Origin of the sequence: Pseudarthrobacter sp. NPDC058196, from assembly GCF_042882685.1 — a bacterium.
Taxonomy (GTDB): domain Bacteria; phylum Actinomycetota; class Actinomycetes; order Actinomycetales; family Micrococcaceae; genus Arthrobacter.
This window is the reverse complement of record NZ_JBHVVN010000018.1, coordinates 1-26462: the sequence shown is the minus strand read 5'-3', so window position 1 is coordinate 26462 and position 26462 is coordinate 1. Positions and strand designations below refer to the sequence as shown.

Sequence of the window (26462 nt, the reverse complement as noted above, 5' to 3'; positions counted from 1 at the left end):
TCCATACTCTGACAGCACGGCGGATGAAGCACCAGCGCTGGTTTGTACCGCAGATCATGTACCTTTGCTTCATGATTGATATCGGTTCCCTGCGGGCCCTCGCCGCGGTGGAGCAGCACGGCTCCGTCATTGCGGCCTCGGAAGCCATGGGGTTCAGCCCATCGGCCGTGTCCCAACAGGTGAAGAAACTGGAGAAAGAGGCCGGCTTCGCGGTCCTGGAGCGCCGGGGCCGCGGCGTCCTGCTCACGGAGCGCGGACTGGCCCTGGCGGCATACGGCCGGCGCATCCTGGCCGAGCTGGAGGAACTGCAGTCCACGCTCCTGGCAGATCCGGCCAAGCCCAGCGGAAGCCTCCGGGTGGTGTCATTTTCCACGGCCTGCCGCGGACTGGTGGGCCCGCTGCTGGCACAGCTCGAAGAGTCGGGCACGGCATTGAGTATCGCCGTACTGGCCGAGGATCCGCGGGAAGCCGTGGCCCGGGTGGCGAACGGGGAGGCGGACCTGGGCCTGGTGCACAACTGGAATTCGGTGCCGCTGGTGATCCCGGAGCATCTGACGCTGGAGTGGCTGTGCGGGGATGTGGCGGACGTCCTGGTGCACCGCAGCCATCACCTGGCGGCGCGCCCTGAGGTTGCACCGGCGGAGCTTGTTGACGAACGCTGGATCAGCACGCCGGCGGGGGCGATCTGCAACGAAGCCCTGCTGCGGATTTTCGCGGACCTGGGGCGGGTGCCGGATATCCGGGTTTACGATCCCGATTTCGCGACGCATATCGCGATGGTGGAGCAGGCGGTGGCGGTGGCGCTCGTTCCCCGGCTGGGGCGGCCGGCACTTCCCCGGGACGTGGTCGCCGTTCCGGTGGTCAACCCGGTCCAAGCCCGCCAGGTTGGGCTCATCCACCGCAAGACCATGACGGCCAGTCCCGGCATCAGGCACGTCGCGGGACTCCTGCGGGCGATTGCCGGCAGCAGGGTCCCCACGGGCGCGGCTGCCGCTAGTGGGCCCTCGGAACCTTGAACCTGGTAATCCTGGCGTCCTGCCCATCCAGTTCCGCCCAGGGTTTCTCCGTTTCCAGGACGGTCAGGGCGTTGGTGGGATAGCGGGTGGCGGCGTCCATGTAGGCGTCATGGTCGGAATCCCGCGAGGCGAGGTGCATGGCCAGGTCCTGCACGCCGGGCAGGTGCGCGATCAGCATCAGCGTGGTCACCGTGTCCGGCACGTGGTTGACCACGGTGAGCATCCGCTGCGCCGAGGCCGCGTACAGGCCGTCTTCGAGCTTGGGCGTGGGCGCCTTGTCCCCCAGCTCGGAGCACACCCACGTGCACGTCTGCCGGGTTCGCAGGGCGCTGGAGCACAGGATGAAATCGGGGACGATGTTGTGTTTGAGCAGCCACCGCCCGGCCAGCGGCGCTTCCCGGTGCCCGCGTTCCTCAAGCGGCCGCTCATGATCAGCCACCCCGCCCGGCCAGTCAGCCTTGGCATGGCGCATGATCACAAGGCGTCGAACATGGTGCGAACTCATGGCCCAAGCCTAGCCAATCCAGCAGGCCACGAAGGATGTCCTGCGAAAGCGTGCCCGCCGCACTGGGCAGGCACGTTTGGGTCCGGGAGCTAGATCGAGTACTCCGGAGCGGCCCAGACAACAACCTCGGGGTGCTCGTAGAACCGATAGCCCTGGCCACGGACCGTGCGGACGGTGTTGGCGAGGCGGCCCAGCTTGGACCGGAGGCGGCGGATGTGGACGTCGATGGTGCGCTCATTGGGCACCTCTTCGGCATTGCGCCACAGCCCTTCGAGAAGTTCGTCACGGCCCACGGTGCGGGTGCCGTTCTCGACGAGGTAGTTCAGGAGTTCGAACTCCTTGAAGGTGAGGTTCAGGGATTCACCATCAAGGTGGACTTCGCGCCGGGCGAGGTCGATCAGGACACCTGAGGGGCGCGGCTCCTGCGGCTGGGCAGGACGGGCGGCTTCTGTGCGCTGGCGGGAGTTGACCGTGGGGTCGCCGAACGTGGAACGGACGACGTCGAGCGCGGACCCGGGGGTTCCGGCCGGAGCTACCGCAACGGCGGCGTAGCTCTCGGCGCCGGAGACCAGCGATTGGGCGTAGGCGCGGATTTCCTGGGCGAGCTTGGCGATGGAGGTGCCGGCCGCTGCTGCGGTTTCCTCGTCGATCCCCATGTACAGGACGAACCCGCGGGCCACGTTGTCGTTGGCCACCGGGCGGACAGCATTCGGGCCCGCCACCACGGGGGTGGGAGCGGTGACGGGGGCAGCTTCGGCAGGCTGGACGGCGCGGAGCTGGCCGTAGGAGTTCGGGTTGTATCCCTGCGGGGCGTAGCCCTGCGCGGGGAAGGCGCTTCCGGAAGTGGGAGCAAGCGACGGACGGGGCCCGAAACCGGGGCGCAGGCCGGAGGGCTGGCCCGCCTTGGCGGCGTTACGGACGGAGATGTGGACGTATCCGGATGCAACTGACATGGAATGCTTACCTCAATGTGAATGGCCGCGTTCGCGGCTCGAATGCTGGATTCCCCGTAGACGCGGACCGGGGAGGGGCGCCCGACGCTGGGCTGGGGGGCGAATGCCTAAGAACTTCAGGGGTGCGAAGGTCAGGCGTGCATTCGACAACAGCGCATGTCGGCAGCAGCGGATGTGCTGGGCCAATATTCTGCGGCTGCAGGTGCTGTTGAGTTCTTGTTCACATTGGAAGTGTGCAGCGTAACAATGGCAACTTGCAAGTAACAATGGACCAATTCGTCCACATGGTGAGACGAAACTGTCGATTGTGCTTTAGATCACTATTTCGAGATGGGGAAATAATAACGTTCGTTATCCGGAGAAGAGTCTCGGATAACGCCCTCTTCGGAAGATAATTCGATGGAATGCCCATTCACCGAATCTCTCTGAAATTCAATCGCTTGACATAGAATCGGCCGGACGGCTGCTTGCCGTGTCCAGTCCCGGTCCTGCCGGCGGCAGATTTTTTTGCCCGGACAGCGGGCGTGGGCCGGCGGCAGGACCTGCCTGGGAGTGGTACGGCTGCCAGGGTCAGTTGCTGCTGGTTCCCGGGCCGGCCGAGGTACCGGTACCGGCGGTGGCCAACTGGATGGCCTGGGCGGTGTAGGCGTCGCCGTTCTTGAGCGCGGTGACGCGAACGCTGGCCCCGGTGGTCACGTTGGACAGGCTGAGGGTAGTTCCGGTGGATGTGCCCCCGCGCTGCCGCATCCCCTGCGTGACCTGCACATCCGAGCCCACGGAATAGGTGCGGGAGAAGCCGTCCTCGCTCTTGACCGTCAACGAGGTGGCCGAGACATCCGTGACCGTGCCCGACTGGCCCGCCATGGTCACGTAGTTGGAACCATCCAGGACCACATACTCGGAGTGGATGGCCGCGTTCAGGCCGGCCGCCCCCATCCCCAGGCCGCCGGGGCCACCATCCATGCCCATGCCGCCGGCCGCGCCGCCGTTGGTACCAGCCTGGCTGCCCGGCCCGGCCATGCCGTTTTGGCCGCCGGGACCGAACTGGCTGGCTGAGCCCGCGCTTTGGGCGTTGGCGGCGGTGCCCGAGCCGTTTCCGGCCGCGTACGCGCCGGCGCCGGCCGCTGCGCCCAGGACCACGGCCGCTCCGCCGACCAGGAGCCCCTTCTTCGCCGTCCAGGCGCCCTTCGGCCCGCGCGACGCCGGGGTGGAGGCGTACTGCTGCGGGGCGCCCCAGCCAGTGCCGGGGGCCGCCGCACCGTGGCCGCTGTCATCCGCTGAGCCTCCCCAGACGGGGGCCGGCTGCCCGTTCTGCGCTGATGCGCCCGGGACTGGCTGGTTGTTCTGCTGGTCCATTGCTTTCTCCAAGGAAGTCGAAACTGATGGTGGTGATGCTGTTTGTTCCAACAGGCTCTGCCGGTTTGCTGTGCGGGGGCTGTGCAGCAGGCCACGTCCGCCTGTGACCTGCACCGTTCCCCGTGGACGGGGAACCGCGTGGCCGCGGGTCCTGGTGGCTAGGCTGGAGCTCACAGCTGGAACACAGCAACGGCAAAGCACCGGCAAACCGGTAGATCGGAGAGTTGTCCCATGGCATCCCCGCACTCCATGACCAACAACCTGCCCCAGCTCACCCACCCGGACGGCTCCCCGATCCGGGCCCTGGTGGTGGATGACGAACCCAGCCTGTCGGAGCTGATGAGCATGGGCCTGCGCATGGCGGGCTGGTCCGTGGCGGTGGCCGGGGACGGACCCACGGCGGTCAAGCTTGCCAAGGACTTCCATCCGGACGTCCTGGTGCTGGACGTCATGCTGCCGGGGTTCGACGGCGTGGAGCTGCTGGGCAGGATCCGCGCCTTCGCGCCGGAGGTGCCTGCGCTGTTCCTGACGGCAAAAGACGACGTCCAGGACCGGATCGTGGGGCTGGCAGCCGGCGGCGACGACTACGTGACCAAGCCCTTCAGCATGGAGGAAGTGCTGCTGCGCCTGCACCGCCTGGTCCAGCGTTCCGGCGTGGCCGCCATGGACACCGCCGAACTGGTGGTGGGCGACCTGGTCCTCAATGTCGACACCCGGGAGGTCACCCGCGCCGGGGAGGAAATCCAGCTGACGGCCACACAGTTCGAACTCCTCCGCTACCTCATGGAAAACCCCAAGCGCGTGGTCAGCAAGGCCCAGATCCTGGACCACGTATGGGACTACGACTTTGGCGGCCAGGCGAACATCGTGGAACTCTACATTTCCTACCTGCGCAAGAAGCTCGAAGCCAACCACCCGCCCATGATCCACACCGTGCGCGGAGCCGGCTACGTCATCAAACCCGCAGACTAAGCCAAGGAACCGCATGTCATCGCTTTCCGGGATTCCCCGGCCCACCGGCCGTTCGTGGTTCAACCCGGCCACCTGGCATCTCCGCACCCGCCTGATCCTGCTCTCCATGGCCCTCCTGGTGGCTATCTCGAGTGCGATCGGGGTGGTCAGCTACGCCTCCATGGACGTGGTCTTGTCCAAGCAGTTGGACGAGCAGCTGACGATGGCTTCGCGCGGCCGCCCGCCCGAAGGCAACCCCTCGGGCCGTCCGGATCCGCTCGACGCGCGGGGACAAAGCGTGGGAACACTCAACGCCAGGGTGGTGGGTGGCCAGATCACGCGGGAAGCAGGTTTCCTGTCCGCGGATTTCACCCGCACGGCGCTGACATCCCGGGACACGGCCACCTTGCAGGCCCTCCCCCGTGACGGCAGCCAGGTTGACCGGGAGCTGTCCAACGGCGACTACCGGCTCATGGCGACACAGACGCCGTACGGCGACGTGGTGATCACCGGGCTGCCGCTGGCCACCAAGGAAAGCACCGAGGCCTCGCTGGTGTTGACGATGGTGCTCGTGTCGCTGGGCGGCCTTGTCCTGATCGGACTGGCGGGTACGGCGTTGATCCGCCGGACCATGCGGCCGCTGGAGCAGTTGTCCGACGTCGCCACCAAGGTTTCCAAGCTGCCGCTCGACGCCGGCGAGGTAGCCCTGGCAGTGCGTGTCCCGCCGTCGGCAGCGCATCCCACCACAGAGGTGGGCAGTGTGGGGCACGCGCTGAACCTGATGCTGGACAACGTCTCCAGCGCGCTGGAAGCCCGGCAACGGAGTGAGATGAAGGTGCGCCAGTTCGTGGCCGACGCCTCGCATGAACTTCGGACCCCGCTGACGGCCATCCGCGGCTACACCGAGTTGATGCGGATGACCGAAACCCTCACCGAGGACGGCAGGAAGTCGCTGGGCCGGGTGCAAAGCCAGTCGGAGCGCATGACCGCCCTGGTGGAGGACTTGCTGTTGCTGGCACGGCTGGACGAGGGCAAGGCGACCGAAGCCACCGATGTGGACCTCACCCAGCTGGTGATCGAAACCGTCAGCGACGAAAAGGTCATGGCACCGGACCACACCTGGCAGCTGACGTTGCCCGACGAACCGGTAACCGTCCGCGGCGACACCACCCAGCTCCACCAGGTCCTGGCCAACCTGCTCTCCAACGCCAGGAAGCACACGCCGGCCGGAACCACAGTCACCACCGGCGTGATGCGCTCCGCCGACGGCAGCGTGGTGGTCACGGTCACCGACGACGGACCCGGCATTCCCGCCGAATTCCAGGGCAACATCTTTTCCCGGTTCACCCGGGCCGATGCCGCCCGCTCCGGTTCCGAAGGATCGTCGGGGCTGGGGCTTTCGATCGTTGAATCCATCGTCGCGGCCCATGGGGGCACCGTGGAACTGGTCTCCCGGCCGGGCAGGACCGAGTTTGCCGTCCGCCTGCCGGCAGCGGCCGCCACGTCCTGACCGCCCCAGCCGGCCGCACTTACACAGGCACGTCACAGGTTGCGCCTAAAGCCTTCAAATACGGCGGCGCCACCCTTGATTCATGACGCTCACCGACTCCACTTCAGGAACCCTGCCGGACGCCGCGGTGGCGCCGGTGGCCCTTCCGTCCCGGGGGCGTGCCGGACGGCGCGCACCCGTGGACACCCGCACCGCCGTGCCGGTCCTCGACGTGACCATTCCGGTCTTCAACGAGGAACGCGACCTGGAGGAATGCCTCCGCAGGCTTCACGCCCACTTGCTCGATTCCTTTCCGCACGCGTTCCGGATCACCGTGGCGGACAACGCCAGCACGGACGGCACCTTGAAGATCGCCGAACGCCTGGCCCGGGAGTTCCCCGAGCTCGCGGTGGTCCACCTCGACGAAAAGGGCCGCGGAAATGCACTGCGCAAGGTGTGGCTGGCCTCGCCGTCGCCGGTCCTGGCCTACATGGACGTGGACCTCTCCACCGACCTTGCGGCCCTGGCACCACTGCTGGCGCCGCTGATCTCCGGCCATTCGGACCTTGCCATCGGCACCAGGCTGACCCGCAACTCCCGCGTGGTCCGCGGGCCCAAGCGGGAATTCATCTCGCGCGGCTACAACCTGATGCTGCACTCCTTCATGGGTGCCCGGTTCAGTGACGCACAGTGCGGGTTCAAGGCGATCCGCGCAGACGTCGCCCAACAGATCCTCCCGTACACGGTGGACAACTCCTGGTTCTTCGATACCGAGCTCCTGGTCCTGGCGGAGCGGTGCGGGCTGCGCGTCCATGAGGTTCCCGTGGACTGGACCGACGATCCTGATTCAAGCGTTGACGTGCTCCGGACGGCGCTGGCGGACGTCCGGGGCATGGCACGGCTCACCCGCGACCTGCTCTACGGCCGCATCCCGGTTCCGGAGCTTCGGGCAGCCCTGGCGCGGGGGCCGCTGCCCGCCTCGTCCCGGGCGGCCGAGCAAACGCGCGGCAGCAGCCTGTTTGGCCAGCTGGTGCGCTTCGCCGCCATCGGTGCCGCGTCAACCTTGGCCTACCTGGCGATCTTCGTGTTTTGCCGCGGCTTCATGGATCCGCAGCTTGCCAACTTCCTGGCCCTGCTGATCACGGCGGTGGCCAACACGGGAGCCAACCGGCGCTTCACGTTCGGCATCCAGGGCGGCAACCCGGTCCGGCACCACTTTGAGGGGCTGATCGTGTTCGGCATCGGCCTGCTGCTCACCTCAGGTGCGCTGGCGCTGGTGCACAGGACGACGACGCCGGACCGGTGGGCGGAAATCCTCACCGTCGTGGCGGCGAACCTCGCCGCCACCGCCGTGCGGTTCCTGCTGTTCCGGCTCTGGGTCTTCCGGGAGCGGGCGCCCCGTACAGCACCCACCGCGCACCCCGGTCCCGGGGCAGGCCCGGGGCCTGCAACAACACCCGCCGGAACCCCCGCGGCATTACCCGCCGACGACACGACAGCCACCGCCTCCACAGAAACGGCAGCATCATGACCTCCACCATTTCACCGGCAGGCGCCGGATCAGCCACCGAATCAACCGCCGGTCCACAGCACCCTTCAGGTGCCGCTGTCTCCACGGCGGGCCCGGCACAGCCTGGGCCGCGCTGGGCCCGCTACGCCTTCGGCGGGCAGCCCCGCTGGGTGCGGCCCTCAGCCGCCGGCCTCCTCGTGGCCACGGCAATCCTGTACCTCTGGAACCTGGCCGCCACCGGCTACGGAAACTCCTTCTATGCCGCTGCCATCCAGGCGGGCACCAAGGACTGGACGGCGTTCCTCTTCGGCTCGCTCGACGCCGGAAACGCCATCACCGTGGACAAGCCGCCCGCCGCGCTCTGGATCCCGGCCCTCGCCGGCCGCATCTTCGGCTTCTCTTCACTGAGCATGCTGGTGCCTGAAGCGCTCATGGGAGTGGCCGCCGTCGGCTTCCTGTACCTCGCCGTAAAGCGGGTTTCCGGTCCGGCGGCAGGCCTCCTGGCCGGTGGCGCCCTGGCGCTGACGCCCGTAGCGGCGCTGATGTTCAAATTCAACAACCCGGACGCCATGCTCACCCTCTGCCTGGTGCTGGCGGCGTACTTCACCACCCGGGCCATCGAACGGGCCGGATGGAAGTGGCTGGTCGCCGCGGGTGCGGTGATAGGCCTGGCGTTCCTCAGCAAGATGCTGCAGGGCTTCCTGGTGGTTCCCGCGCTTGGACTTGCCTACCTGTGGGCAGCCCCCACCCCGCTGGGACGCCGCCTGGTCCACCTGCTCGGCGCGCTGGGCGGGATCATCGTGGTGGCCGGCAGCTACGTCGCCCTTTTCCAACTGACGCCGGCCTCGGAACGGCCGTACATGGCCGGGTCCACCACCAACAGCTTCCTGGAACTGACCTTCGGCTACAACGGCCTGGCCCGCATCACCGGTTCGGGTGAAGGAATGCCCGGAGGCGGAGCCGGCGGCCCGGGCGGCGGTGCGGCGGGCGGCTTCGGCGGCGGAAACGCCGGATTCGGCGGCGCGGCCGGCCTGCTGCGGATGTTCGGGACCAGCTTCGGCGGCGAGGTGGCCTGGCTGCTGCCTGCCGCCCTGGTGCTGCTGGTGGCGGGCTTGTGGTTTACCCGCCGCGAAGCGCGCACGTCCCGGAGCCGTGCGGCCCTGATCCTGTGGGGCGGCTGGCTGCTGGTCACGGCGGGCGTCTTCAGCTTCATGAGCGGTATCGTCCACCCCTACTACTCGGTGGCACTGGCACCGGCCATCGCGGCGCTGGTGGGCATCGGCGCGGTTGAACTCTGGCGGGGCCGCGCATACTGGCCGGCACGGATCACCCTCGCCGTCGTGGTCCTGGGCACCTCCATCTGGTCATCGGTGCTGCTGGGCCGCGACACGTCCTGGCTGCCGTGGTTGCGCATCGGCACCATCGTCCTCGGTGTCCTCGCGGCCGCCGCCATCCTCCTCCGCCTTGACGGCAAGGGCGCTGCGGGACGGTTCCGGCACTCCGGGACGGCCGCCGTCGTCGTTCTCTCCTTGCTTGCCGGGGGCCTTGGAACGGCTGCCTGGACCCTGGCCACCGCCGCGGCCGCCCACACGGGATCCATCCCGACGTCGGGGCCCGCAGGTTCCTCAACGGGCGGTTTTGGCAACAGGGCTGCCGGGTTCCGGGACGACGCCGCGCTCCGTGGCGACCGGACCGACGGCACGGATGCGGCCGCTGGTGCCGGCGGTTTTGACCCCGCGAACGGGGCCGGCGGCCCCACCGGCGCCAACGGCGCCCCTGGCGCCGGCGGGGCCGGGGGTCCCGGCGAAGGCACCGCCGATGCCGCCGTGACCGCACTGCTGGCGGGCACCACCACGAAGTGGTCGGCGATCGTCTCCGGCGCCAGCCAGGCCGCGAGCCTGGAACTGGCCACGAACACCAACGTCATTGCGCTGGGCGGCTGGAACGGCGGTGACCCCTATCCGACACTCGCCGAATTCCAGGCCATGGTGGCCAAGGGTGAAATCGGCTACTTCATCGAAGGCGGCATGGGCGGCGGCATGGGCGGCGGCATGGGCGGCCGGGGCGGCAACTCCGAGGTGGCCGCATGGGTGCAAGCCAACTTCCAGGCCCAAACCGTGGGTAGCTCCACGGTGTACCAACTCAGCAAGTAGGACCCCGTGACCAGCTATTACCCAGCCCCGGTGCAGGCTCCCCCCGCTCCCGCTGCCCCCGGCCCTGCTGCTGCCGCGGCGCGCGTGTGGCGGGATCCCCTGGCCCTCCGGCACCGGCTGGAACTGGCAGCCGTGCTGGCAGCCACCGCCGCGCTGTACCTGTGGAACCTCGGGGCATCCGGCTGGGCCAACGCTTTCTACTCCGCCGCCGCCCAGGCCGGATCGCAGGACTGGGCGGCATGGTTCTTCGGCTCCTCGGACGCCGCCAACTCCATCACGGTGGACAAGCCGCCGGCGTCCCTGTGGATCATGGGGCTCTCGGTCCGGATTTTCGGCCTGAGCTCCTGGAGCATCCTGGTTCCTGAGGCCCTGATGGGCGTCGGCACCGCCTGGCTGCTGTACCTGGCCGTCCGGCGGGCGGCGGCACCGGCCACCGGTGACCCGCGGCTCGCCCACCGGGCAGGCCTGCTCGCCGCCGTGGTGCTTGCCCTGACGCCGGTGGCCACCCTGATGTTCCGGTTCAACAACCCGGATGCCCTGCTGGTGCTGCTCATGACCGCCGCCGGCTACGCGGTGCTCCGCTCCGTCCAGGACGACCGGCTGCGCTGGCTCCTGCTGGCAGGGGTATTCCTGGGCTTCGGGTTCCTTGCCAAGCAGCTGCAGGTCCTGCTGGTGGTTCCCGGGTTTGCGCTCGCCTACCTGGTTGCGGCCCCGGCCAAGCTGGGCAGGCGGGTGCTGCACCTGCTCGCCACCGGTGCCGCGATGCTTGCCGCGGCCGGCTGGTGGCTGGCCGTCGTCGAGCTCACCCCGGCCGCGGACCGTCCGTTCATTGGCGGTTCGCAGGACAACTCCATCCTGGAACTGACCCTCGGCTACAACGGCCTGGGCCGGTTGACAGGCGACGAGACAGGGAGCGTGGGCGGCGGCAACGGTTGGGGCGTTCCCGGCCTGCTGCGGATGTTCAACAGCGAATTCGGCGGCCAGATCGCCTGGCTGCTGCCCTCCGCCCTGATCCTTGCCGCCGGCCTGCTGTGGGTCGGACGCCGGGCGCCGCGGACTGACGCAGTCCGCGCTTCGGTGCTCATCTGGGGTTCCTGGGTCCTGGTGACCGGCCTGGTCTTCAGTTTCATGGCCGGCATCATCCACCCCTACTACGCAGTGGCATTGGCGCCGGGGATCGCAGCCCTGGCCGGCCTGGGCCCGGTCCTCCTCTGGCAGCACCGGCGGCAGGCCGCCGCGGCGGTCTTCTTGGCCGCAGCAGTGGCCGCGGCAGCCCTGATGGCCTGGACCTTACTGGGAACCACGTCCGCCTACGGCCCGTGGCTGCGCTGGGTGGTGCTGGCGGCAGGCCTGGCGGCCGCGGCAGGAATGGCGGTGAACAGGTTCGTCCGCCTGCGCTCCGTCCAACGGACGACGACGGCGCTCGCCATCGCGGCATCGCTCGCCGGACCGATGGCCTTCTCCCTCTCGACGGCGGCGACGGCGCACAGCGGGGCCATTGTCAGCGCCGGGCCGGCGACGTCATTCGGCGGCCCGGGCGGGTTCGGCGGAAACCGGACCGGCGGGCTCGGCGCGGGCGGCAATGCCCGGCAGTTCAGCGGCCAGGCCGGACAAGGCCAAACCGGCGCAGGGCAGGGTGCCGGCCAAGCCGGCGCAAGGCAGGGCGGCCCCGGTGCCGGCGGTGGCCGTGGCGGCGGGATGGGCGGCCTCCTGGGTGCGCCCACGCCGTCGGCCGGGCTCGTGGCCGCGCTCAAGGACGGCGCCTCAAACTACACGTGGGCCGCGGCGGTGGTCGGTTCGAACAACGCCGCAGGCTACCAACTGGCCACGGAATTGCCGGTGATGGCCGTGGGCGGCTTCAACGGCACCGACCCCTCTCCCACGCTGGAACAGTTCCAGGCGCTGGTAGCCCAAGGCAAGATCCACTACTTCATTGCCGGCGGGACCATGATGTCCGGCAGCGGTTCGGACGCCTCCACCCGGATTGCGCAATGGGTGGCGTCTACCTTCCAGTCGGAAAACATTGGCGGGACCACGGTCTACGTCCTCGCGGGATGATCGACCCCTGGGGGCCGGCCTTGCGGCAAATCGACGCGCCAGGAGTCGTGACTTCCGTTACCTAAATGTGACTAATGCGCGATCTTCCTGTACCGTCGATTGGGTGCGGTCCCCGTTCGGGCCGCATATCCCGGGTTGACGCCAAGCTCTGCCGCTTCCCGGATTCCGCTTGAGCAACGGCAGAGGCGGGGGACCCACCGTCCCGGGCAATGATTGCCCTTGGGGTTAAGCCAGCACGTGTTTTTTCCGTGCGGCCGGATGCCCTCATCCGAACCCGACAGCTAACTCCGCAGGTGTGAGAGGCGATCAATCATGTCTAAATCCATGGCAAAACCATGCCTGCAAGACAAGGCAAAACACCGGGCCAAACCCCAGCCCGCCAAAAAGACCACCGTGGGCCGCCGTGCTGCGATCCTTGCGGCATCGTGCGCGGTGCTGGTTGGCGTTGGCGCGGCAGGCCAGGCGACCACCAGCATGACCCAGGCGTCGTCCACCGGATCAAGCCCTTCCAGCTCCGCTGCTGATGCCCAAATGAGCATCGAGAAGAGCGAAATCCGCTCAAACCCGGCCGCGAACCCCGCTCCTTCCGCCATCAGCGTGGCACCGCAGGCAGCGGAGCCGGCCCCGGCACCCGCACCCGCCGCCCCCGCCGCCCCCGCCGCTGAAGCACCCGCCCCGGCGCCGGCCCCCGCACCTGCGCCTGCTCCCGCCGTCGCGGTTAACGATCCTGCGGGCGCCCAAGCCTATGCCGCCAGCCAGCTGTCCTCCTTTGGCTGGGGACCGGACCAGATGCAGTGCCTCCAGACGCTGTGGACCAAGGAATCCGATTGGACCACCACGGCCACCAACGCCAGCAGCGGCGCGTACGGCATCGTCCAGTCGCTGCCGGCGGAGAAGATGGCCAGCGCAGGCGCCGACTACCTGACCAACTACCGCACCCAGATCAACTGGGGCCTGGACTACATCAAGAAGAGCTACGCCTCGCCCTGCGGTGCGTTGAACTTCCACCTGGCACACAACTGGTACTAGGCAGCACCGGGCACCACTGCCCCAACGCACACCGCGGGCCGCATCATGATGATGCGGCCCGCGGTTTCGCGTTAACCGGCGTCCCGCACCTCGCCCTGCCCGGAGTTCCGCCAGGGGATGTACTGGACGGCCCACTTGTTGCCGTCCGGATCAGCGAAGTACAGGAAGTGGCCCCACTGCTGCACGTCCACGTCGCTGACCTCCACGCCGTTACCCTTGAGCTGGCGGTGGGCAGCCTCGATGTCGGTGACCACCAGCTGCAGGTTGGATCCGGTGCCGGGCGGAGCATCGGTGAGCCCTTCGCCGATGCAGATGGAGCAGGCGGAGCCGGGCGGCGTCAACTGCACGAACCGGATCGACTCCGACGGGCGTTCGTCGTAATCGGCGTTGAAGCCAACCTTGTTGACATAGAAATCCTTAGCACGGTCCACATCGGATACCGGGACAAAGACAAGTTCGAGTTTCCAGTCCATCCGCACAGGCTAGCGGCGGGAACCGGCTCGGAAAAGGGTGGGGCGCTACCCGGCAATTCCGTAGAGGCGGTCGCCGGCGTCGCCGAGGCCGGGAACAATGTAGGACTTCTCGTTGAGCTTCTCGTCGATGGAGGCCAGGACAATGTGCACGTTTGCGTCGCCCAGTTCCTCCTCCAGCTTGGCCAGGCCCTCCGGGGCTGCCAGCAGGCAGATGCAGGTGACGTCCGAGGCGCCGCGCTTGAAGAGGAACTTGATGGCCTCACGCAGGGTCCCGCCGGTGGCCAGCATCGGGTCCAGGACGAAGACCTGGCGGCCGGTGAGGTCCTCGGGAAGGCGCTCGGCATACGTGATGATGTCCAGGGTTTCCTCGTCCCGGGCCATGCCCAGGAAGCCCACCTCAGCGGTGGGAACCAGCTTGGTCATGCCCTCCAGCATGCCCAGGCCGGCGCGCAGGATGGGAACGACCAGCGGGGTGGGTTTGGTGAACGCGGTGCCGACCGTGGTGCTGACGGGCGTCTGGATGGTCACGGGCTCGGTGCGGACCTCCCGCGTGGCCTCATAGGCCAGGAGGGTCACCAGCTCCTCCGTCAGCTGGCGGAAGACCGGCGACGGCGTGTTTTTGTCCCGCAGGACGGTGAGCTTATGGGCGACCAAGGGGTGGTCAACAACGAGAGTGCGCATCCCCTAAAACTATCATCCGGCGCTGCCTTTGCCGGGTCCGGAGGGACCGCCGTCGTGCAGTTCTTCCGCCACGACGTCGCGCACAATGGGGCGGTCGAACGACGGCGCGGCACCCACGTGTTCCCGCCTGCGGACGATGTGGAACAGCCGGTGGGCCAAAATCACCACACCCACCCAGGTGAGCCCCAGCAACCAGCCGGCCATCACATCCGTGAGCCAGTGGTGGCCAAGGAAGACCCGGCTCAAACCCATGGCGATGATGAACACCGCACCCGCCGTGATGGCCATGACCCTGACGCGCATGGCGTTGAACTGGAGGCAGATCAGGTAGACCACCAGGCTGATCACCACAGTGGTGTTCAGGGTGTGCCCGCTGGGGAACGACGGGGAATCCTCGTACGGCGGAACGGCGTCTGCGTGGTCCGGGCGCGTGCGGCCCACCAGCTTCTTGCCGAGCGTGGTGGCGGTGATGGACACGGCTGCGGCACCGCCGACCAGGACCAGCGGACGCCAGTTGCGGCTGAGGAAAGTCAGCCATGCGGTGAGGATGCTGGCCAGGATGGGCATTCCGATGCCCCCGCCGATGTTGGTGAAGCCGGTGACGAACGCGTCGAGCCCGGGGCTGCGCAGGCTCTCGGACAGGGCCAGTGCGGGCTTGTCAAGGTTCGCCAGCCCAGCGGAGTCCACCACATTGTCGTACACCTCGGCGCCAAGCAGGGCGAGGGAGACGATGACCACACCGCCCACGAGGATGGTGAGGACCAGCGCCGCGTAGGGTTTGAACCAGGTCCCCAAGCGGTCCCGAAGCGTATCCATGGTGCCTCCCGGCATCGGTCAGTAACCTGAGTATCCCCGAAACTATCATTGAGCCATGCCGTTGCCCGAAAAGAAACACGACGCGTGGATGGGCCTCGCCCTGGCGGAAGCCCACAGAGCCCTCGCCACAGAGGACGTGCCCATCGGCGCCGTGGTCATCGGGCCCGACGGCGGGGTGCTGGGTTCCGGCCGGAACCAGCGGGAGGAGCTGGGTGACCCCACAGCCCACGCCGAGGTGGTGGCCATCAGGGAAGCTGCCGCACGGTTGCAGGAACGGGCAAGGCTCGACGGCGGCCGCGGCGACGGCTGGCGTCTCTCCGACTGCACGTTGGTGGTCACCCTGGAACCCTGCGCCATGTGCGCGGGCGCGATCGTCCTGGCCAGGATCCCACGGGTGGTGTTCGGTGCGTGGGACGAGAAAGCAGGTGCCGCAGGATCCGTGTTCGACATCCTGCGCGAACGGCGCCTCAATCATTGGGTTGAGGTGTACCCGGGCGTCCGCGAGGAAGAGTGCGCCAGGTTGCTGCGCGAGTTCTTCGCGGCGCACCGCAGCAGCCTTTAGCGCGTCCCGGCGTGCTAAAGGCTGGGAAGCCGCGGAGGGCACCTGTGCCGCGGCGGGTTCAGTCAGTCCGCGGCTGCCCGTTCCGTCAGTCCACCGCTGCCAGCACGGCCAGCAGGCCCTGGGCGGTGCTGCTCCAGCCGGGAAGATCCTGCCTGGCCTCCGTTGCGGCCGCGCGCCAGCCTTCGCGGACCCGGGCGTCCTCGAGCCACCGCCGCAGGACCGCGGCCAGCCGGCCGGGACCCTCCTGTCCCCCGACGGGCAGGGGAACCGCTGCCCCTGGAAGTCTTGGTCCGCCGTCGGACGTTTCCAGTCCGGCGAGGGTGAGCGCCTCCACCGCGCCCGTGCCTGCCCTGACCAGCGCGGGGATGCCGTGGGCCAGGCTCTCGGTGACGGCCATCCCGAACGCTTCCGACCGTGACACCAGCAACGTCAGGTCCGTCCGGGCCCACTGCGCTTCCAACGGGTCGCCGGTGAGCTCGCCGGTCAGCCGCACCCGCTCCCGCAGACCGCTCTTGGTGACCGCAGCCTGGACTTCCCGCGCGTACACCGGGTCCGCCTGGTCCGACCCCACGAACGACGCAGTCCAGTCAAGATCCCGGATCCGGCCCAGGGCCTCGACCGTGAGCAACTGGTCCTTGTTGGGCAAGAGCGCCGCGACGACGGCCAGGTGCGGCGGCGTGGAACCGGACGCCAAGGGTGCCGGCTCCACGCCGGGGAGGACAACCCGTGCTTGCGGGAGCCCCCGTTTGCGGACCTCGTTTGCTGCCGACGTGCTGGTGCATATGACCCCCGTTGCGGCACGCAGGGCCCTGGCTTCGCGCTCAAGGGCCCGGCTGCCGGCATCTTCCGGCACGGGCATATGCACCAGGACCCATGTTTGGCGGCCGGCCTTCGCAGCGAATTCCAGTTCGTCCGGAGCGCCCACGGCCACCAGCCCATCCACGACCGCCAAAGGTTGCCCGGGAAGTGTCTCCGGGTCCCACGCCCCGAGGAGGGCGCCCAGCCGGCGTCGTTCGTGTGCCCCGGCATCCGGCCAGCTGCCCTCCACGTCAATAACCTCCACCACTGCTCCCAACGCTTTGAGGCCGGCGACCAGGCGCGCGTTGTAGACGTTGCCGCCCGAGCTGTGGCGGATATTGCCCGGGACGAGCAGCCGGAGGGGGCGCATAGTCAGTCGGACAGGTCCAGGGCGTAGGTGGCCCAGGCGTCCGGATTTTCCCGGAGGGTGACGTCAATTCCGGCAAGTCCGGGGCCGTCTGCCGTGTCCTTGATCCTGGCGGCCACCGTCTGCGCGATGTACTCGGCGAGTGCCTCCGTGGTGGTGAGCTTGCCCTCGAAATCCGGGTGCTCGTCCAGGTTTCGGTAGTTCAGGTCGCCCAGCACTTCCTCGATGATGGTCCCGGCGGCTCCAATGTCCAGGACGATCGCGTCCGTGTTCAGGGCACGACGCCGGAAGCTCACCTCAGCGACGAATGTGGCGCCGTGCAGTGCTTGTGCAGGCCCGAACGCTTCGCGGGGAAGGCTGTGGGCGATCATGAAGTGGCGGCGGACGGTCAGGCTGAACATGGGTTACCTTACGCTTCGGAATTGTGGGTAGTTTGGCTGGGGGCCGGGTTGCCCGAAGGATACTCGACGACGTGGCACAGGGCTTCCAGCGTGCCGTCGGCCAGGCTCTGGACCACCTCGGGAAGGTCCTCGAACCGGGACGAACCGGTCAGGAAGGCATCGAAAACAGGGTCCTTGAGCAGCGATACGGCAAGGTTGAGGCGGTCCGCGTTGGTCCGGCGATGGCGCCGGGGCCGGGCCACCATGCCTACCTGGCTTGCCCTGATGGACAGCCTGCGTGCATGGAAATCCTCACCCAACGGTATGGTTACCGTCCGGTTGGCGTACCAGGACATTTCGATGACATCACCGTCGTCCCCGACGAGCTGGAGGCTGCGTTCCAGCCCTTCCTGGGAGGCCGAGCAATGAATGACAATATCGCAGTCGGCCAGGGCTTCATCCGGGTGGGCGAAGTCGACGCCCAGAGCCTCCGCCAGCTGCTTCCTGGCCGGGTCCAGGTCCACCAGTTGCAGGCGATGAAGCGGGAACGTGCGCAGCAGGGTGGCGACCATTCCGCCCACCAGACCGGCGCCGACGACCGCAACCCGGTCTCCCAGGCGCGGACCGGCCTCCCACAGCGCGTTGACTGCGGTTTCGACCGTTCCGGTCAACACCGCGCGCCGGGACGGGACGTCATCCGGGATCCGCGTCAGGGACTCCACCGGCACCACATAACGGTCCTGGTGCGGGCTCAGGCAGAATACGCGCGCGCCTTTCCAGTCCTCGGGCCCCTCCTCCACGACCCCAACGGAGAGGTAGCCGAACTTTACGGGCCCGGGGAACTCCCCTTCCTGGTGCGGGGCGCGCATCTGCTCCGCGACCCGGGGCGGAACAGCCCCGGCGTGGACCACCATTTCGGTGCCCCTGCTGATGCCGGAGTACAGGGCACGGACCAACACCTCGCCGGGACCGGGTGCGGGCATTTCTTCGGGTCTGAGTTCGCCGTGCTGCTTTGCGGTGGTCCAGTATGCGGTTGCATGGATCGGAGGCTGTGGATTCATCATCTTGCTGATGAATCTAGTCCGACGTGCACGCGCCGGGAAAGTCCGACGGCGGTCGGCGGTGACAGGCGGGCATTGTCAGGCGGGAGCGTGAAGGATCCGTGCCAGGCTTTCCTCTCCTGGCGACAGCCCTAAGTAGGCGAAGTCGGGGTGGCTGCCCGGCGGTTCGCCCGCTTGGCTCCGCCACTCTTTCAGGCGTTGGCCCGGTGGTGATGGCCACTTTGTGGGTTCCCAGTCTTGGTGTTCGCTTTGGTAGTGGCGCCCGGTGGGTGAGGTCCAGCCGGGTGGGTCGGTTTTGGTGGCTGGGGTGGGTTTCCAGCCGGTGGTGTGCCGGAGTCGATGATGTTTGGGGCACGGCTGTCCGAGGTTGCTGATCCCGGTGGTGCCACCATTGGCCCAGGCGAGGATGTGGTCGGCCTCGGTGTCCAGGGAGGGGCTGCTGCACCCGGGGAACGGGCATTTACCGTCCCGCAGCCGGAGCCAGTTCCGCATCGCTTTGCCTACCCGGTAGCTTTTCCTGCCGATCTCCAACGGTGCCCCGTCCCGCGGGTCCACAAGCACCCGGTAGAACGAGCCCGCCCCCTCCGCGACCAGCCGCCGGGCCATCGAGGCCGGGATCGGCCCATGACCATCCAACACCGCCGCCTCATCCGTCAACCCCAGCAGCGAGAACACCGGCACCGTCACCAACACCTGCGCCCGGACCGAGGAAGACAAGCCAGCGCCAGGGACGAGTCCGTTGGCGGGTCCGTTGGCGAGTCCGTTAGTGAGGATCGCATCGGCGAAAGTATCAGCCCGCAGTTGAGTCAAAGTCCTGTCCTCGCCCGGGCCCTGGAGCCCACGGGCGAGGGCGGTGAGCCGGTTCCAGGCCGCTGCCCCCTGGTCCGCGGGCAGGTAAGCGGCGAGCCAGGCCATCCCGTCCTGGTCCGGCCGGTACTCCACCCGTCGGTCCATGATTCCCTTGGCGTGGCGTTTCTCGATGCTCTCGGCATGGTGGCGTTCCCGCCAAACCCTGGCTTTGGCCCGGAACCGGTGCGCCGGCAACTCCCCCACCGGGCACCCCCGGGCCGCATCGGGTGCGTCCGGGTCCAGGAAATGTGCCTCCAACCCCGCCGCCCCGGCAGCATCCAGACCCGCCGTTTCATCAGCCATCACCGTGGCGTGCTGCCATGACAGGGTCCCGTTGTTCAAAGCTGCCGCGGTCCGCGGCAACGAGGCGCTCAGCGCGTGCGAGGTGGCCAGGAACGAAGACGCCGCCCGCGGACCCAGCGCCAGCACACAGCCGATCTCGGCCGCGACCGCCATCTCCTGCGCCACCACCGGCAGCACCGGCCCCGCCACAGCACCGGCCGCCTCCGCATACGCCACCGCAGCCCGGGCCTTCAGACCGGCGACCCTGGCCTCCACCTCACGCGCACCGGCCAGGACATCCAGGCAGCCATCCGCCAACCCGGCCAACGGATCAGCAGCACAGAACAGCTCCGCACCACACCCGTCCACCTCCGCAACCAACACGGCAAGGGCAGCGCGGATATCCTCGAACGCCCCCACCACCGCCGCTTTCCCCATAAACCCATCATCACAACGGGGTACGACATTTAAGGCAAGCAGCACAACCGGGCCCAAGAAGACCGCACGGGTTTCGACAAGCCCAACCACCGACAAGCCCAACCACCGGGTTCCAGGTTTCGACAGGCTCAACCACCGGGCCCCAAGCAGAGCACCGCCGGCGCCCTGCTCTTACGCAAACAGCTTGGATCAGGTCCCGTTTTGGGGATGACGGCTTCGCTCCGGTACCCTATTGAGGTTGGTGACGTGTCCGAGCGGCCGAAGGTGCAACACTCGAAATGTTGTTTGGTGTAAAAGCCAACGTGGGTTCAAATCCCACCGTCACCGCCAAAGAAAACCCCCGGGAAACCGGGGGTTTTCTGTATTTCTAGGGCTGTCGTGGTGCATTTTTGGTGCATATTTCGAAGTATCACGGCCGCATCGTGCATCCTCCGCGTGGTAGACATTCGGATCTGAACGCCCTGATCAGAAACGCGAATTAAGCGGAACATGCTCAAAGTTCGTAGACTGCCGGCGCGTTCACCACTCGCTGGGACAGCCAGGGACTAGTTTTTCTCCCCGACGTGGCGAGTACAAGACCAGGCCGAAGGAGTGGAAGAGTTGGGTCGTGACCGATCTCAAACTGTTCCGCATAGATGGCGGCCGAGCCTCAGAACTCACATCCCGCAGCTTCGCCCTTGAAAGAAATCTCCAGACCCTCATTGAGGAGAACATGGAGGTCACCTTCGGGGTCAGGTATCTCGCCAGCGAGTACACGACAGGCAAGGTCCACCGCGGCCGCATTGACTCGCTGGGCCTGGACGAGAACGGCTCGCCCGTGATCTTCGAGTACAAGCGGACGTCCAATGAGAACGTCATAAATCAGGGGCTCTTTTATCTGGACTGGCTCATGGACCACAAGGCAGAATTTCAGATCCTGGTCGCCTCCCGCCTGGGTGCCGCGACAGCGGAGAACATCGACTGGTCTGCACCACGGCTGATCTGCGTCGCGAACGACTTCACGCGTTACGACGAATATGCAGTCCGGCAGATCGATCGGAATGTTGAACTTGTCCGATACCGGGACTTCGGTTCCGACCTTCTGGCCATTGAACTGGTCACGTCAGTTTCGACAGAGACAACGGCTACCACGCGAAAAGCATCCTCCATCTCAGCGGCCGAGGCGGCACCAGGGAAGAAATCGTCACGGACCAAAACGGTTACCGAGCTGCTCGCGTTGGCAGATCTTGAGTTGGCGTCCCTCTACGAGAAGTTCGAGACGTTTGCGTTGTCGCTGGGTGATGACGTCGTGAAGAACGAACGCTCTCTCTACTTCGCCTTCCGCCGGCTGAAGAATTTCGCCTGCGTGGAAGTCCACCCGACATCAAAGAACTTGCTGGTGTACCTGAAGCTCCCCCCGGCGTCAGTGGAGCTGGTGGAGGGTTTCAGCCGGGACGTTAGCAAGATCGGACACTTCGGGACGGGCGATCTTGAACTGAGGATAAGTTCAACCGCCAACTGGCCACTGATTGAGGAACTGACCCGCCGGGCCTACGCTGCCAACTGAGCGGCTGCCGGCGACCGCACTCGGTGTGCAGCGCGTACCGCTCTCAAATCACGTTGACGTTCCCGGACAACTCGGGCGCCTGAGTGGTGCAGTCGTCACTTCGCGAAGCGACCCAAATTCGCGCCATGCCATTACCAGCTTCGTTGACTCGTCACTTCTCTCCACAGTTGGGGCATGCCCCGATCAGGGGGCGTTCCATAAAGCACGATTTACAGACATCGCCTCGTCGGCCTGCTGAATCACGTTCGGCAGCGCCGGTGCCGGACGACATTTCGGCGCAGGTCTGGCAAGGGGGCAGAGCTCGCATCTGCTCCTCCGAGGCACGGTACGGTGCCGGGCCGAGCATCGAACCGTCGCTGGCACGATAGAAGTGCGAGCAGTCCTCATGATGTCTTCGTCGAGGAACGGCTCCGGTCGGCTGGCCATTAAGGCTAATCGGATCTTTGACCCAGATGAGACCCGGATACGCAACGATTTCGTTCACGTCACCACATTAATCCCGCCCTCCGAAATTTGTCTCTCTGGAACCCTCCCTTTGACCTACCACGTGCGCGGCAACTCGGACGGGTGTCACGTGCCAGCTGGTGATCTGCGGCACGGCAATCATCTGGTGCACCGGCCGGGCCCTAGACTAGCTCCAGCCCGAGAGTCGGGCGCGAGTATCGCAAAGTGGGGTTTCCATGGCGCCGCTGATGTGCCCACTAAATGTCGATCACGAAGGAGTCGAGGTACTCGAAGCGCTCCCGGACGGTCGCAACAAAGCCTGGTGCCCAAACTGCGACTACACCTGGGTGCACGGGGCGGCCCGGCTGCACTTTGCGCCTGTGACCGCACAGCCGACCCCTCGTCCCATGCCTACCGCGGACCAGGCCTCCCCTGAGTTGATGGCTCGCGCCCAGCTCCTCAAGCCGGCATTCCTGAGCCAGGTGCACGCCGGGCTCGATCCTCGCGTGCCGTCCTTTTGGGCGAAGTACCGGCGCATCTTCAGTGAAGAGGGCCCTTCCGCCGCTGGCCCCGCTGACCTGCGTGCATTCGGGACGGACACGAGCGGGTCCAACCTCGGCATCCAGTCCACCTTCCTCACAGCTTTCGACAAGAATCCCGAGTATGGCGCAGCTCAGGTCCGGAAAGTGGTTGACTACCTGCTGCGGGGTACCGGCAAGCCTCTGGAGGACCGACTCACAGACTTGGTCAACGGGACGCTCAGCTTCTCGTTCCCGGGCTTCAAGGAACTGCTGCTTTCGAGGGTGCTCTCGGTCATGTACCCCGAGCGGTTCCTGACCCTCCTGACCTACGAGCAGAAATTGATCGCGGCCAGGGATGTCTACGGCCTCGACCTGCCGCCCTACGATCGCGCTAGGATCGGCCACCAGATAGTGCAGAGCAATGACTTGCTCGCAGGGCTCGCCGGCGACGGCTTCGTTCACTGCCCGCACGCGGGCGAGTTCCTATGGTGGGCCCAGCTGCAGCCTACGGGGAGGAACTGACGTGAGCTATCGACGGGTTCAGTAATTCCGAAATCTGCCGACGATCTCTTTCCTGAGGACCCAAGAGTAGCGAATGCTCGACATCCGGAAGAGAACAGCTCTCCGCAGGTAGCGTTTCCTTGACAACATCCGATCATAAGGGTGGCCCACCGCGCTCAAAGGAAAAACATGGCGAAGAAAAGGAAGCTGAAGGGAAGTTTGGCTTCGTTGAAAGGGTCAGCTTCGGAAAAACTCGATCGCTACACTTCCCGGACCCACGCGTATGCCTTCAATACTTATGACCAGCAGGGTGCTGTGGATGCCCCGCTTTCCCCGTCAGATGTGCTGATGGCGAACCTTCTGAGTCTGAAACTCAGCGCTCTCGATGTAATCCCCCTGTTCACGGATGGTGACGGCCCCGCGCAACACGTCCGGAAAGCGGTAGATCAGGCACTGCTCGACCTGCGCGACACAGACAGCTTTGAGTCTTACAAGGACCTATCCGGACTCGAGCAGGCGGTGGAAAGCTTAGCCGCAGCGAACAGAGCCGCTTTGGAGGTCAAGGGGTGGACTGCAGTGACCGTGTCCAAAGTTCTCCATCGTCGCCGCCCGCACATCGTTCCCCTCATCGATTCCCGGGTGTACAGCTTTTACGGCACAAAGTACCCAAGCGAAGTCCGGGCAGCTCTTTGGGAGGACCTCCAAGCGAACGAAAGCTGGCTAGCCGATCTCGCAAAGGACAAGCTCACTCCGGACGGGCGACAGCTCTCGCTGCTGCGCCTGGCTGACATCCTCATCTGGACCCCAGAACGGGAGAAGGAATTGGACGTTTCACGGGCTTGACCAAGATAGCTCGGGCACATGATCTACTTCAGTGCCGGAAGCTCTCTCTGGGCCAGTCGCTTTACGGCCTCGGGAGTCGGCCGGCCCCGTTGTTCGTCCAGGGCAACCCTCAATTGCGCGGCCCGAATGCCACGGCGCAAATACAGTGCCATCTCACGCCGTGACGACGGATCTCTTCGGAGCTTCCCATCCGGCGTTCTCAAGGTATCGAATGGAGACGGCAGCTTCGGGGGCGTTCGCTGTGCCAGGCGTACTACCGCCTCCGGCGTCTGACGGCCCTGTAGTTGGTCCAAGGTGACACGAAGTTGGGCGGCCCGGATTCCCCTCCGAATACGCAGGATGGTTTCTTCCCTGGACGCCCGGGCTTCCTCATCCACAGCAGACATCGGCGCGCCCCTCTCTGCACGTTGGGTCAATGATGGCAGAGAGGGCAGCAACCGCCAAGGCTCCACGTCAGCGAGGCTGCAGCCCTTCCAAGCACTTCTACGTAGGCTATTTCTCCGACGTTCGCCCACCGGGTTGCGAGGCCTTACGCAGGAGACGAGCGACCTCGGGCGTCATGGAGTAGCGCTCTCCGTCCCAATCCCAGACGTAGTGCCAAGAAGTGCCCCTAGGAGTGGTGTACACGGGAAGGCCTGCACGACGAATTGCCTTACCGACGCCACCGAGAACACCGGCTACCCCCGGAGCGCCTTTCGGATACTGGCTTAGATCGGCGAGTTCTTTTGGAAGGAGGTGCGCGGTCTCATCACGTGCCGCTTCAATCATGTGACGAAGAATACCCTTTCCCGGCAAAGAGATCTCGTCCCATAGCGCTGCGGCCATGGAAGGGGCTTCATCCGTCTCAACCCAGGAGGGAACGGTCCCGGACGGCAACAGGGCGGGCACATCTGGATTTGGGACGTCGGCCACGAACTCTCCAAAGCGGATATAGAACTCTTCCACGCGGTGATCGGGGACGTGGACGGTGACGGGAATAACCACTTGAACTCCAAGGTAGCTTGTAACTGAGGTTGACACTCTGAGCATGACTTCCCCTGAGTGCTAAAGTCAAGCCCGGTTGTAACCCCCCTTGATGAGCCTCACTCAAGTCGGACCAACATAACGGTCATTATGTTGTCGATTTATTTCGCCAGCCACATCAATGACCTGCCACGCCCTGGCGGCTCCGTCGGGCGTCCGCGCGGCCTGAGGGCCTTAGTCAGAGCTGCTCGGGCACGACAAAGCTGTTCATAGCATCGGCCTCGCCTATTGACGCTTCGAACTCTTGCTCGGTTACCACGCACAGCAGGTCGAGCGGCGATCGCTCGGAGCCGTCTTCGGCCTGAGGCAAACCGGGATGCGGCGTCTGCCACCAGTCGAGGAGCGCGGCGGCGATCCGTGCAGGATTCGACTGGCCGCAGGCCAAGGTGTGTTTCCTGTTGATCTCCGCGAGGGCGTCAATGACCTTCCCGTCGCGGAACTGGAAGGCAGGATAGTGCTTCGTCGCGCCGAGCTCGATCTCGATGACCACCCGGTAGCGGAGATAGTCTTTGAGCAGCTTGTGGCGGGCCCTCTTCTTCTCCCGCTCCGCCTGCTCCGGCGTCTGCAGTTGGGCCGTCGTGTCCGCTTCTGCACCGGTCAGCAAAACGCGTGTCTCGACGGCGGTGCGACTGTCGGCGCGGTCGAGCAGGTTCGCGGCCAGCATAGGCGAGCTGTCGAGCAAGAAGCTCCGATCCCAAATTGGGCTGGTCCTCCAGTTGTCAGGGAATCCTAGCTGGCTCATGTCGAACCCGATCGTCGGAGACCGAGCCTCAATAAGGTCGACGAGGTCGACCATGTCGGCCCGGTCCGGCGCGATGCTCAGGAGGAGGTGGCGCATTATGAGCAGCACGCCGTAGAGCCTGTTCTTGACCCCCTCTTCGACGAGCGGGGACAGAGGACTGTCTGCGTCCCTTTGCGCCTGCCCCGGCGCTTGAATGAGCACGTCGAACGTGCGATTCCACAGTCGGCCGTAGTGTGCGCAGATGTTCCGCACGTTCCTTAGGCTGTTGAGCCAGTTGGCTAGTGCTCCGCGGTCCCCGTGGCCGTTGGCGGTGCTGACCTGGAACCGCGCGGCGAGGATCTCCTGGTCGGCCTGGCGCAGTAGGTTGTAGAGGTTGCTCAAGACACCGAAGGACATGACCTCCGTCGCAACCCAGATCGGCAGGTGCGGACCATACTTCTCACGGAAGTGCGCGACGAAGTCGCCTCGTGCCCGTTTCTCGTGCCGGTCGTACTCCTCAAGCCAGCCATCATATGCGGATGTCGGCACGTTCCGGACGCGCGCTGTTCGCCCAAGGAGTGCGTTCCAAGCTCGGGTGATCCTGGGAGCCTCCAGCTCGCGCATCTCCTCCAATGCTTCTGGGTCCCTATGCGCGAACGCATCCACCCTGCCGAGCCGGTGGCCGATGCGGAACCGGAGCGCTGTCTCGATCGTGCTCAACGCGTCTCCCAGACGCACGCGGAGCTCGTGGTCGAACTCGTACAGGGAACGCACGTGCACGAGACTGGTCCCCGGCACGAACGAGTCCAGGCGGATCTCACGTCCGTCGGCGTCGAACTGGGCCTCCGGAGGCGCGGGGCGGTCGCGGTAGAGGTGCCAGTAGCCCGACAGCCGGTAGTAACCATGGCGCTCGAGAACGGCGGAGGCGCAGGCGTCGCTGGGGCCGCAGTCCATACCCCGTCCGCGCAGCCGGTGGAGCTGCTCCGGGACAGTCAGGAACGGTTTGGCATAGGTGCTGTCCCGAATAGTCACGTGCTCATCGTGTTAGCGGCCATGAAAAACTGCCCATAGGCGGCCACGAAAGTGCCCACTGATGGCCAGTAGAACTGCCCAGCGGTGGCCATGAGATCTGCCCA

At 66.3% G+C, this 26462-nt stretch carries 23 protein-coding genes, 1 tRNA gene and 1 riboswitch; of the genes, 12 read left to right on the top strand and 12 right to left on the bottom strand.

The genetic code is table 11. The annotated features are described in order from the left end of the window. Positions 1–71: 71 nt before the first annotated feature. Positions 72–1016: a LysR family transcriptional regulator gene (locus tag ACFVVC_RS20670; protein ID WP_387457731.1), complete on the top strand. Its 945-nt coding sequence runs from the start codon at positions 72–74 to the stop codon at positions 1014–1016. Here the strand turns inward: ACFVVC_RS20670 and ACFVVC_RS20665 are convergent. From ACFVVC_RS20665 to ACFVVC_RS20655, 3 genes are all read right to left on the bottom strand, one after another. After that, positions 994–1521, bottom strand: a complete 528-nt coding sequence (locus ACFVVC_RS20665; RefSeq protein WP_387457728.1) for a SixA phosphatase family protein — start codon at positions 1519–1521, stop codon at positions 994–996. The genes ACFVVC_RS20670 and ACFVVC_RS20665 overlap by 23 nt on opposite strands. A gap of 89 nt (positions 1522–1610) precedes the next feature. Further along, complete coding sequence (locus ACFVVC_RS20660; protein WP_018762395.1) at positions 1611–2474, bottom strand: winged helix-turn-helix domain-containing protein; 864 nt, start codon at positions 2472–2474, stop codon at positions 1611–1613. Positions 2475–3044: 570 nt separating this feature from the next. Further along, the gene (locus ACFVVC_RS20655) at positions 3045–3830 is read right to left on the bottom strand and encodes a hypothetical protein (protein WP_387457724.1); all 786 of its coding nucleotides are present in this window, start codon (positions 3828–3830) and stop codon (positions 3045–3047) included. Between the two features lie 231 nt (positions 3831–4061). Here ACFVVC_RS20655 and ACFVVC_RS20650 point away from each other — a divergent pair, with 231 nt between their 5' ends. From ACFVVC_RS20650 to ACFVVC_RS20625, 6 genes are all read left to right on the top strand, one after another. Continuing rightward, a complete protein-coding gene (locus tag ACFVVC_RS20650; RefSeq protein ID WP_387457721.1) occupies positions 4062–4802 on the top strand; it encodes a response regulator transcription factor in 741 nt (246 codons plus the stop codon). A gap of 13 nt (positions 4803–4815) precedes the next feature. Continuing rightward, positions 4816–6291, top strand: coding sequence for an ATP-binding protein (locus ACFVVC_RS20645; RefSeq protein WP_387457719.1), 1476 nt, complete (start codon positions 4816–4818; stop codon positions 6289–6291). Positions 6292–6373: 82 nt separating this feature from the next. Next, entirely contained in the window at positions 6374–7801 is a 1428-nt protein-coding gene (locus ACFVVC_RS20640; RefSeq protein ID WP_387457716.1) for a glycosyltransferase, read from the top strand. Beyond that, positions 7798–9933 (top strand): glycosyltransferase family 39 protein, encoded by a 2136-nt coding sequence (locus ACFVVC_RS20635; RefSeq protein WP_387457713.1) that lies wholly within the window; start codon positions 7798–7800, stop codon positions 9931–9933. The genes ACFVVC_RS20640 and ACFVVC_RS20635 overlap by 4 nt, the downstream gene beginning before the upstream one ends. Positions 9934–9939: 6 nt before the next feature. Then, complete coding sequence (locus tag ACFVVC_RS20630; RefSeq protein ID WP_387457710.1) at positions 9940–11991, top strand: glycosyltransferase family 39 protein; 2052 nt, start codon at positions 9940–9942, stop codon at positions 11989–11991. A gap of 146 nt (positions 11992–12137) precedes the next feature. Next, a riboswitch (cyclic di-AMP (ydaO/yuaA leader) is annotated at positions 12138–12300 on the top strand. A 3-nt stretch (positions 12301–12303) separates the two neighbouring features. Continuing rightward, positions 12304–13020, top strand: a complete 717-nt coding sequence (locus tag ACFVVC_RS20625; protein WP_387457708.1) for a hypothetical protein — start codon at positions 12304–12306, stop codon at positions 13018–13020. 71 nt (positions 13021–13091) lie between these two features. Here the strand turns inward: ACFVVC_RS20625 and ACFVVC_RS20620 are convergent, their stop codons facing one another. Genes ACFVVC_RS20620 through ACFVVC_RS20610 form a run of 3 tightly spaced genes read right to left on the bottom strand, consistent with a single transcriptional unit; the run spans position 13092 to position 14990 of the window. Next, positions 13092–13493, bottom strand: a complete 402-nt coding sequence (locus tag ACFVVC_RS20620) for a glyoxalase superfamily protein (RefSeq protein WP_387457705.1) — start codon at positions 13491–13493, stop codon at positions 13092–13094. Between the two features lie 45 nt (positions 13494–13538). Further along, a complete protein-coding gene (gene upp, locus ACFVVC_RS20615; RefSeq protein WP_109044758.1) occupies positions 13539–14174 on the bottom strand; it encodes a uracil phosphoribosyltransferase in 636 nt (211 codons plus the stop codon). Positions 14175–14186: 12 nt separating this feature from the next. Beyond that, positions 14187–14990: a phosphatase PAP2 family protein gene (locus tag ACFVVC_RS20610; protein WP_387457702.1), complete on the bottom strand. Its 804-nt coding sequence runs from the start codon at positions 14988–14990 to the stop codon at positions 14187–14189. Between the two features lie 55 nt (positions 14991–15045). Between ACFVVC_RS20610 and ACFVVC_RS20605 the strand changes: the two genes are divergently transcribed. Further along, on the top strand, positions 15046–15552 hold the full coding sequence (locus ACFVVC_RS20605) for a nucleoside deaminase (protein ID WP_285242263.1): 507 nt from the start codon (positions 15046–15048) through the stop codon (positions 15550–15552). A gap of 85 nt (positions 15553–15637) precedes the next feature. Here ACFVVC_RS20605 and ACFVVC_RS20600 read toward each other — a convergent pair whose 3' ends face one another. The 4 genes from ACFVVC_RS20600 to ACFVVC_RS20585 all read right to left on the bottom strand — a co-directional run bounded on the left by ACFVVC_RS20600 (position 15638) and on the right by ACFVVC_RS20585 (position 19727). Next, positions 15638–16720 carry a glycosyltransferase family 4 protein gene (locus ACFVVC_RS20600; protein WP_387457698.1) on the bottom strand — a complete coding sequence of 361 codons (1083 nt, stop codon included), beginning with the start codon at positions 16718–16720 and terminating at the stop codon, positions 15638–15640. A 2-nt stretch (positions 16721–16722) separates the two neighbouring features. Next, positions 16723–17118: a 6-pyruvoyl tetrahydropterin synthase family protein gene (locus tag ACFVVC_RS20595; RefSeq protein WP_387457695.1), complete on the bottom strand. Its 396-nt coding sequence runs from the start codon at positions 17116–17118 to the stop codon at positions 16723–16725. An 8-nt stretch (positions 17119–17126) separates the two neighbouring features. Beyond that, positions 17127–18161 carry a zinc-binding alcohol dehydrogenase gene (locus ACFVVC_RS20590; protein ID WP_387457692.1) on the bottom strand — a complete coding sequence of 345 codons (1035 nt, stop codon included), beginning with the start codon at positions 18159–18161 and terminating at the stop codon, positions 17127–17129. A 75-nt stretch (positions 18162–18236) separates the two neighbouring features. Next, positions 18237–19727, bottom strand: coding sequence for a DUF222 domain-containing protein (locus tag ACFVVC_RS20585; protein ID WP_387457690.1), 1491 nt, complete (start codon positions 19725–19727; stop codon positions 18237–18239). A 240-nt stretch (positions 19728–19967) separates the two neighbouring features. Between ACFVVC_RS20585 and ACFVVC_RS20580 the strand changes: the two genes are divergently transcribed. The 4 genes from ACFVVC_RS20580 to ACFVVC_RS20565 all read left to right on the top strand — a co-directional run bounded on the left by ACFVVC_RS20580 (position 19968) and on the right by ACFVVC_RS20565 (position 23582). Next, positions 19968–20057, top strand: a tRNA-Ser gene (locus tag ACFVVC_RS20580). 277 nt (positions 20058–20334) lie between these two features. Beyond that, on the top strand, positions 20335–21273 hold the full coding sequence (locus ACFVVC_RS20575; RefSeq protein WP_387457688.1) for a DUF5655 domain-containing protein: 939 nt from the start codon (positions 20335–20337) through the stop codon (positions 21271–21273). A gap of 851 nt (positions 21274–22124) precedes the next feature. Then, positions 22125–22760 carry a hypothetical protein gene (locus ACFVVC_RS20570; protein ID WP_387457685.1) on the top strand — a complete coding sequence of 212 codons (636 nt, stop codon included), beginning with the start codon at positions 22125–22127 and terminating at the stop codon, positions 22758–22760. Between the two features lie 168 nt (positions 22761–22928). Then, complete coding sequence (locus ACFVVC_RS20565; RefSeq protein ID WP_387457682.1) at positions 22929–23582, top strand: DUF6308 family protein; 654 nt, start codon at positions 22929–22931, stop codon at positions 23580–23582. Positions 23583–24074: 492 nt separating this feature from the next. On the opposite strand, the gene ACFVVC_RS20560 is transcribed toward ACFVVC_RS20565, so the two are convergent. Together ACFVVC_RS20560 and ACFVVC_RS20555 are read right to left on the bottom strand one after the other, a co-directional pair. After that, positions 24075–24566 carry a hypothetical protein gene (locus tag ACFVVC_RS20560; protein ID WP_387457679.1) on the bottom strand — a complete coding sequence of 164 codons (492 nt, stop codon included), beginning with the start codon at positions 24564–24566 and terminating at the stop codon, positions 24075–24077. A 217-nt stretch (positions 24567–24783) separates the two neighbouring features. Further along, on the bottom strand, positions 24784–26358 hold the full coding sequence (locus ACFVVC_RS20555; protein ID WP_387457676.1) for an Abi family protein: 1575 nt from the start codon (positions 26356–26358) through the stop codon (positions 24784–24786). Positions 26359–26462: the final 104 nt, after the last annotated feature.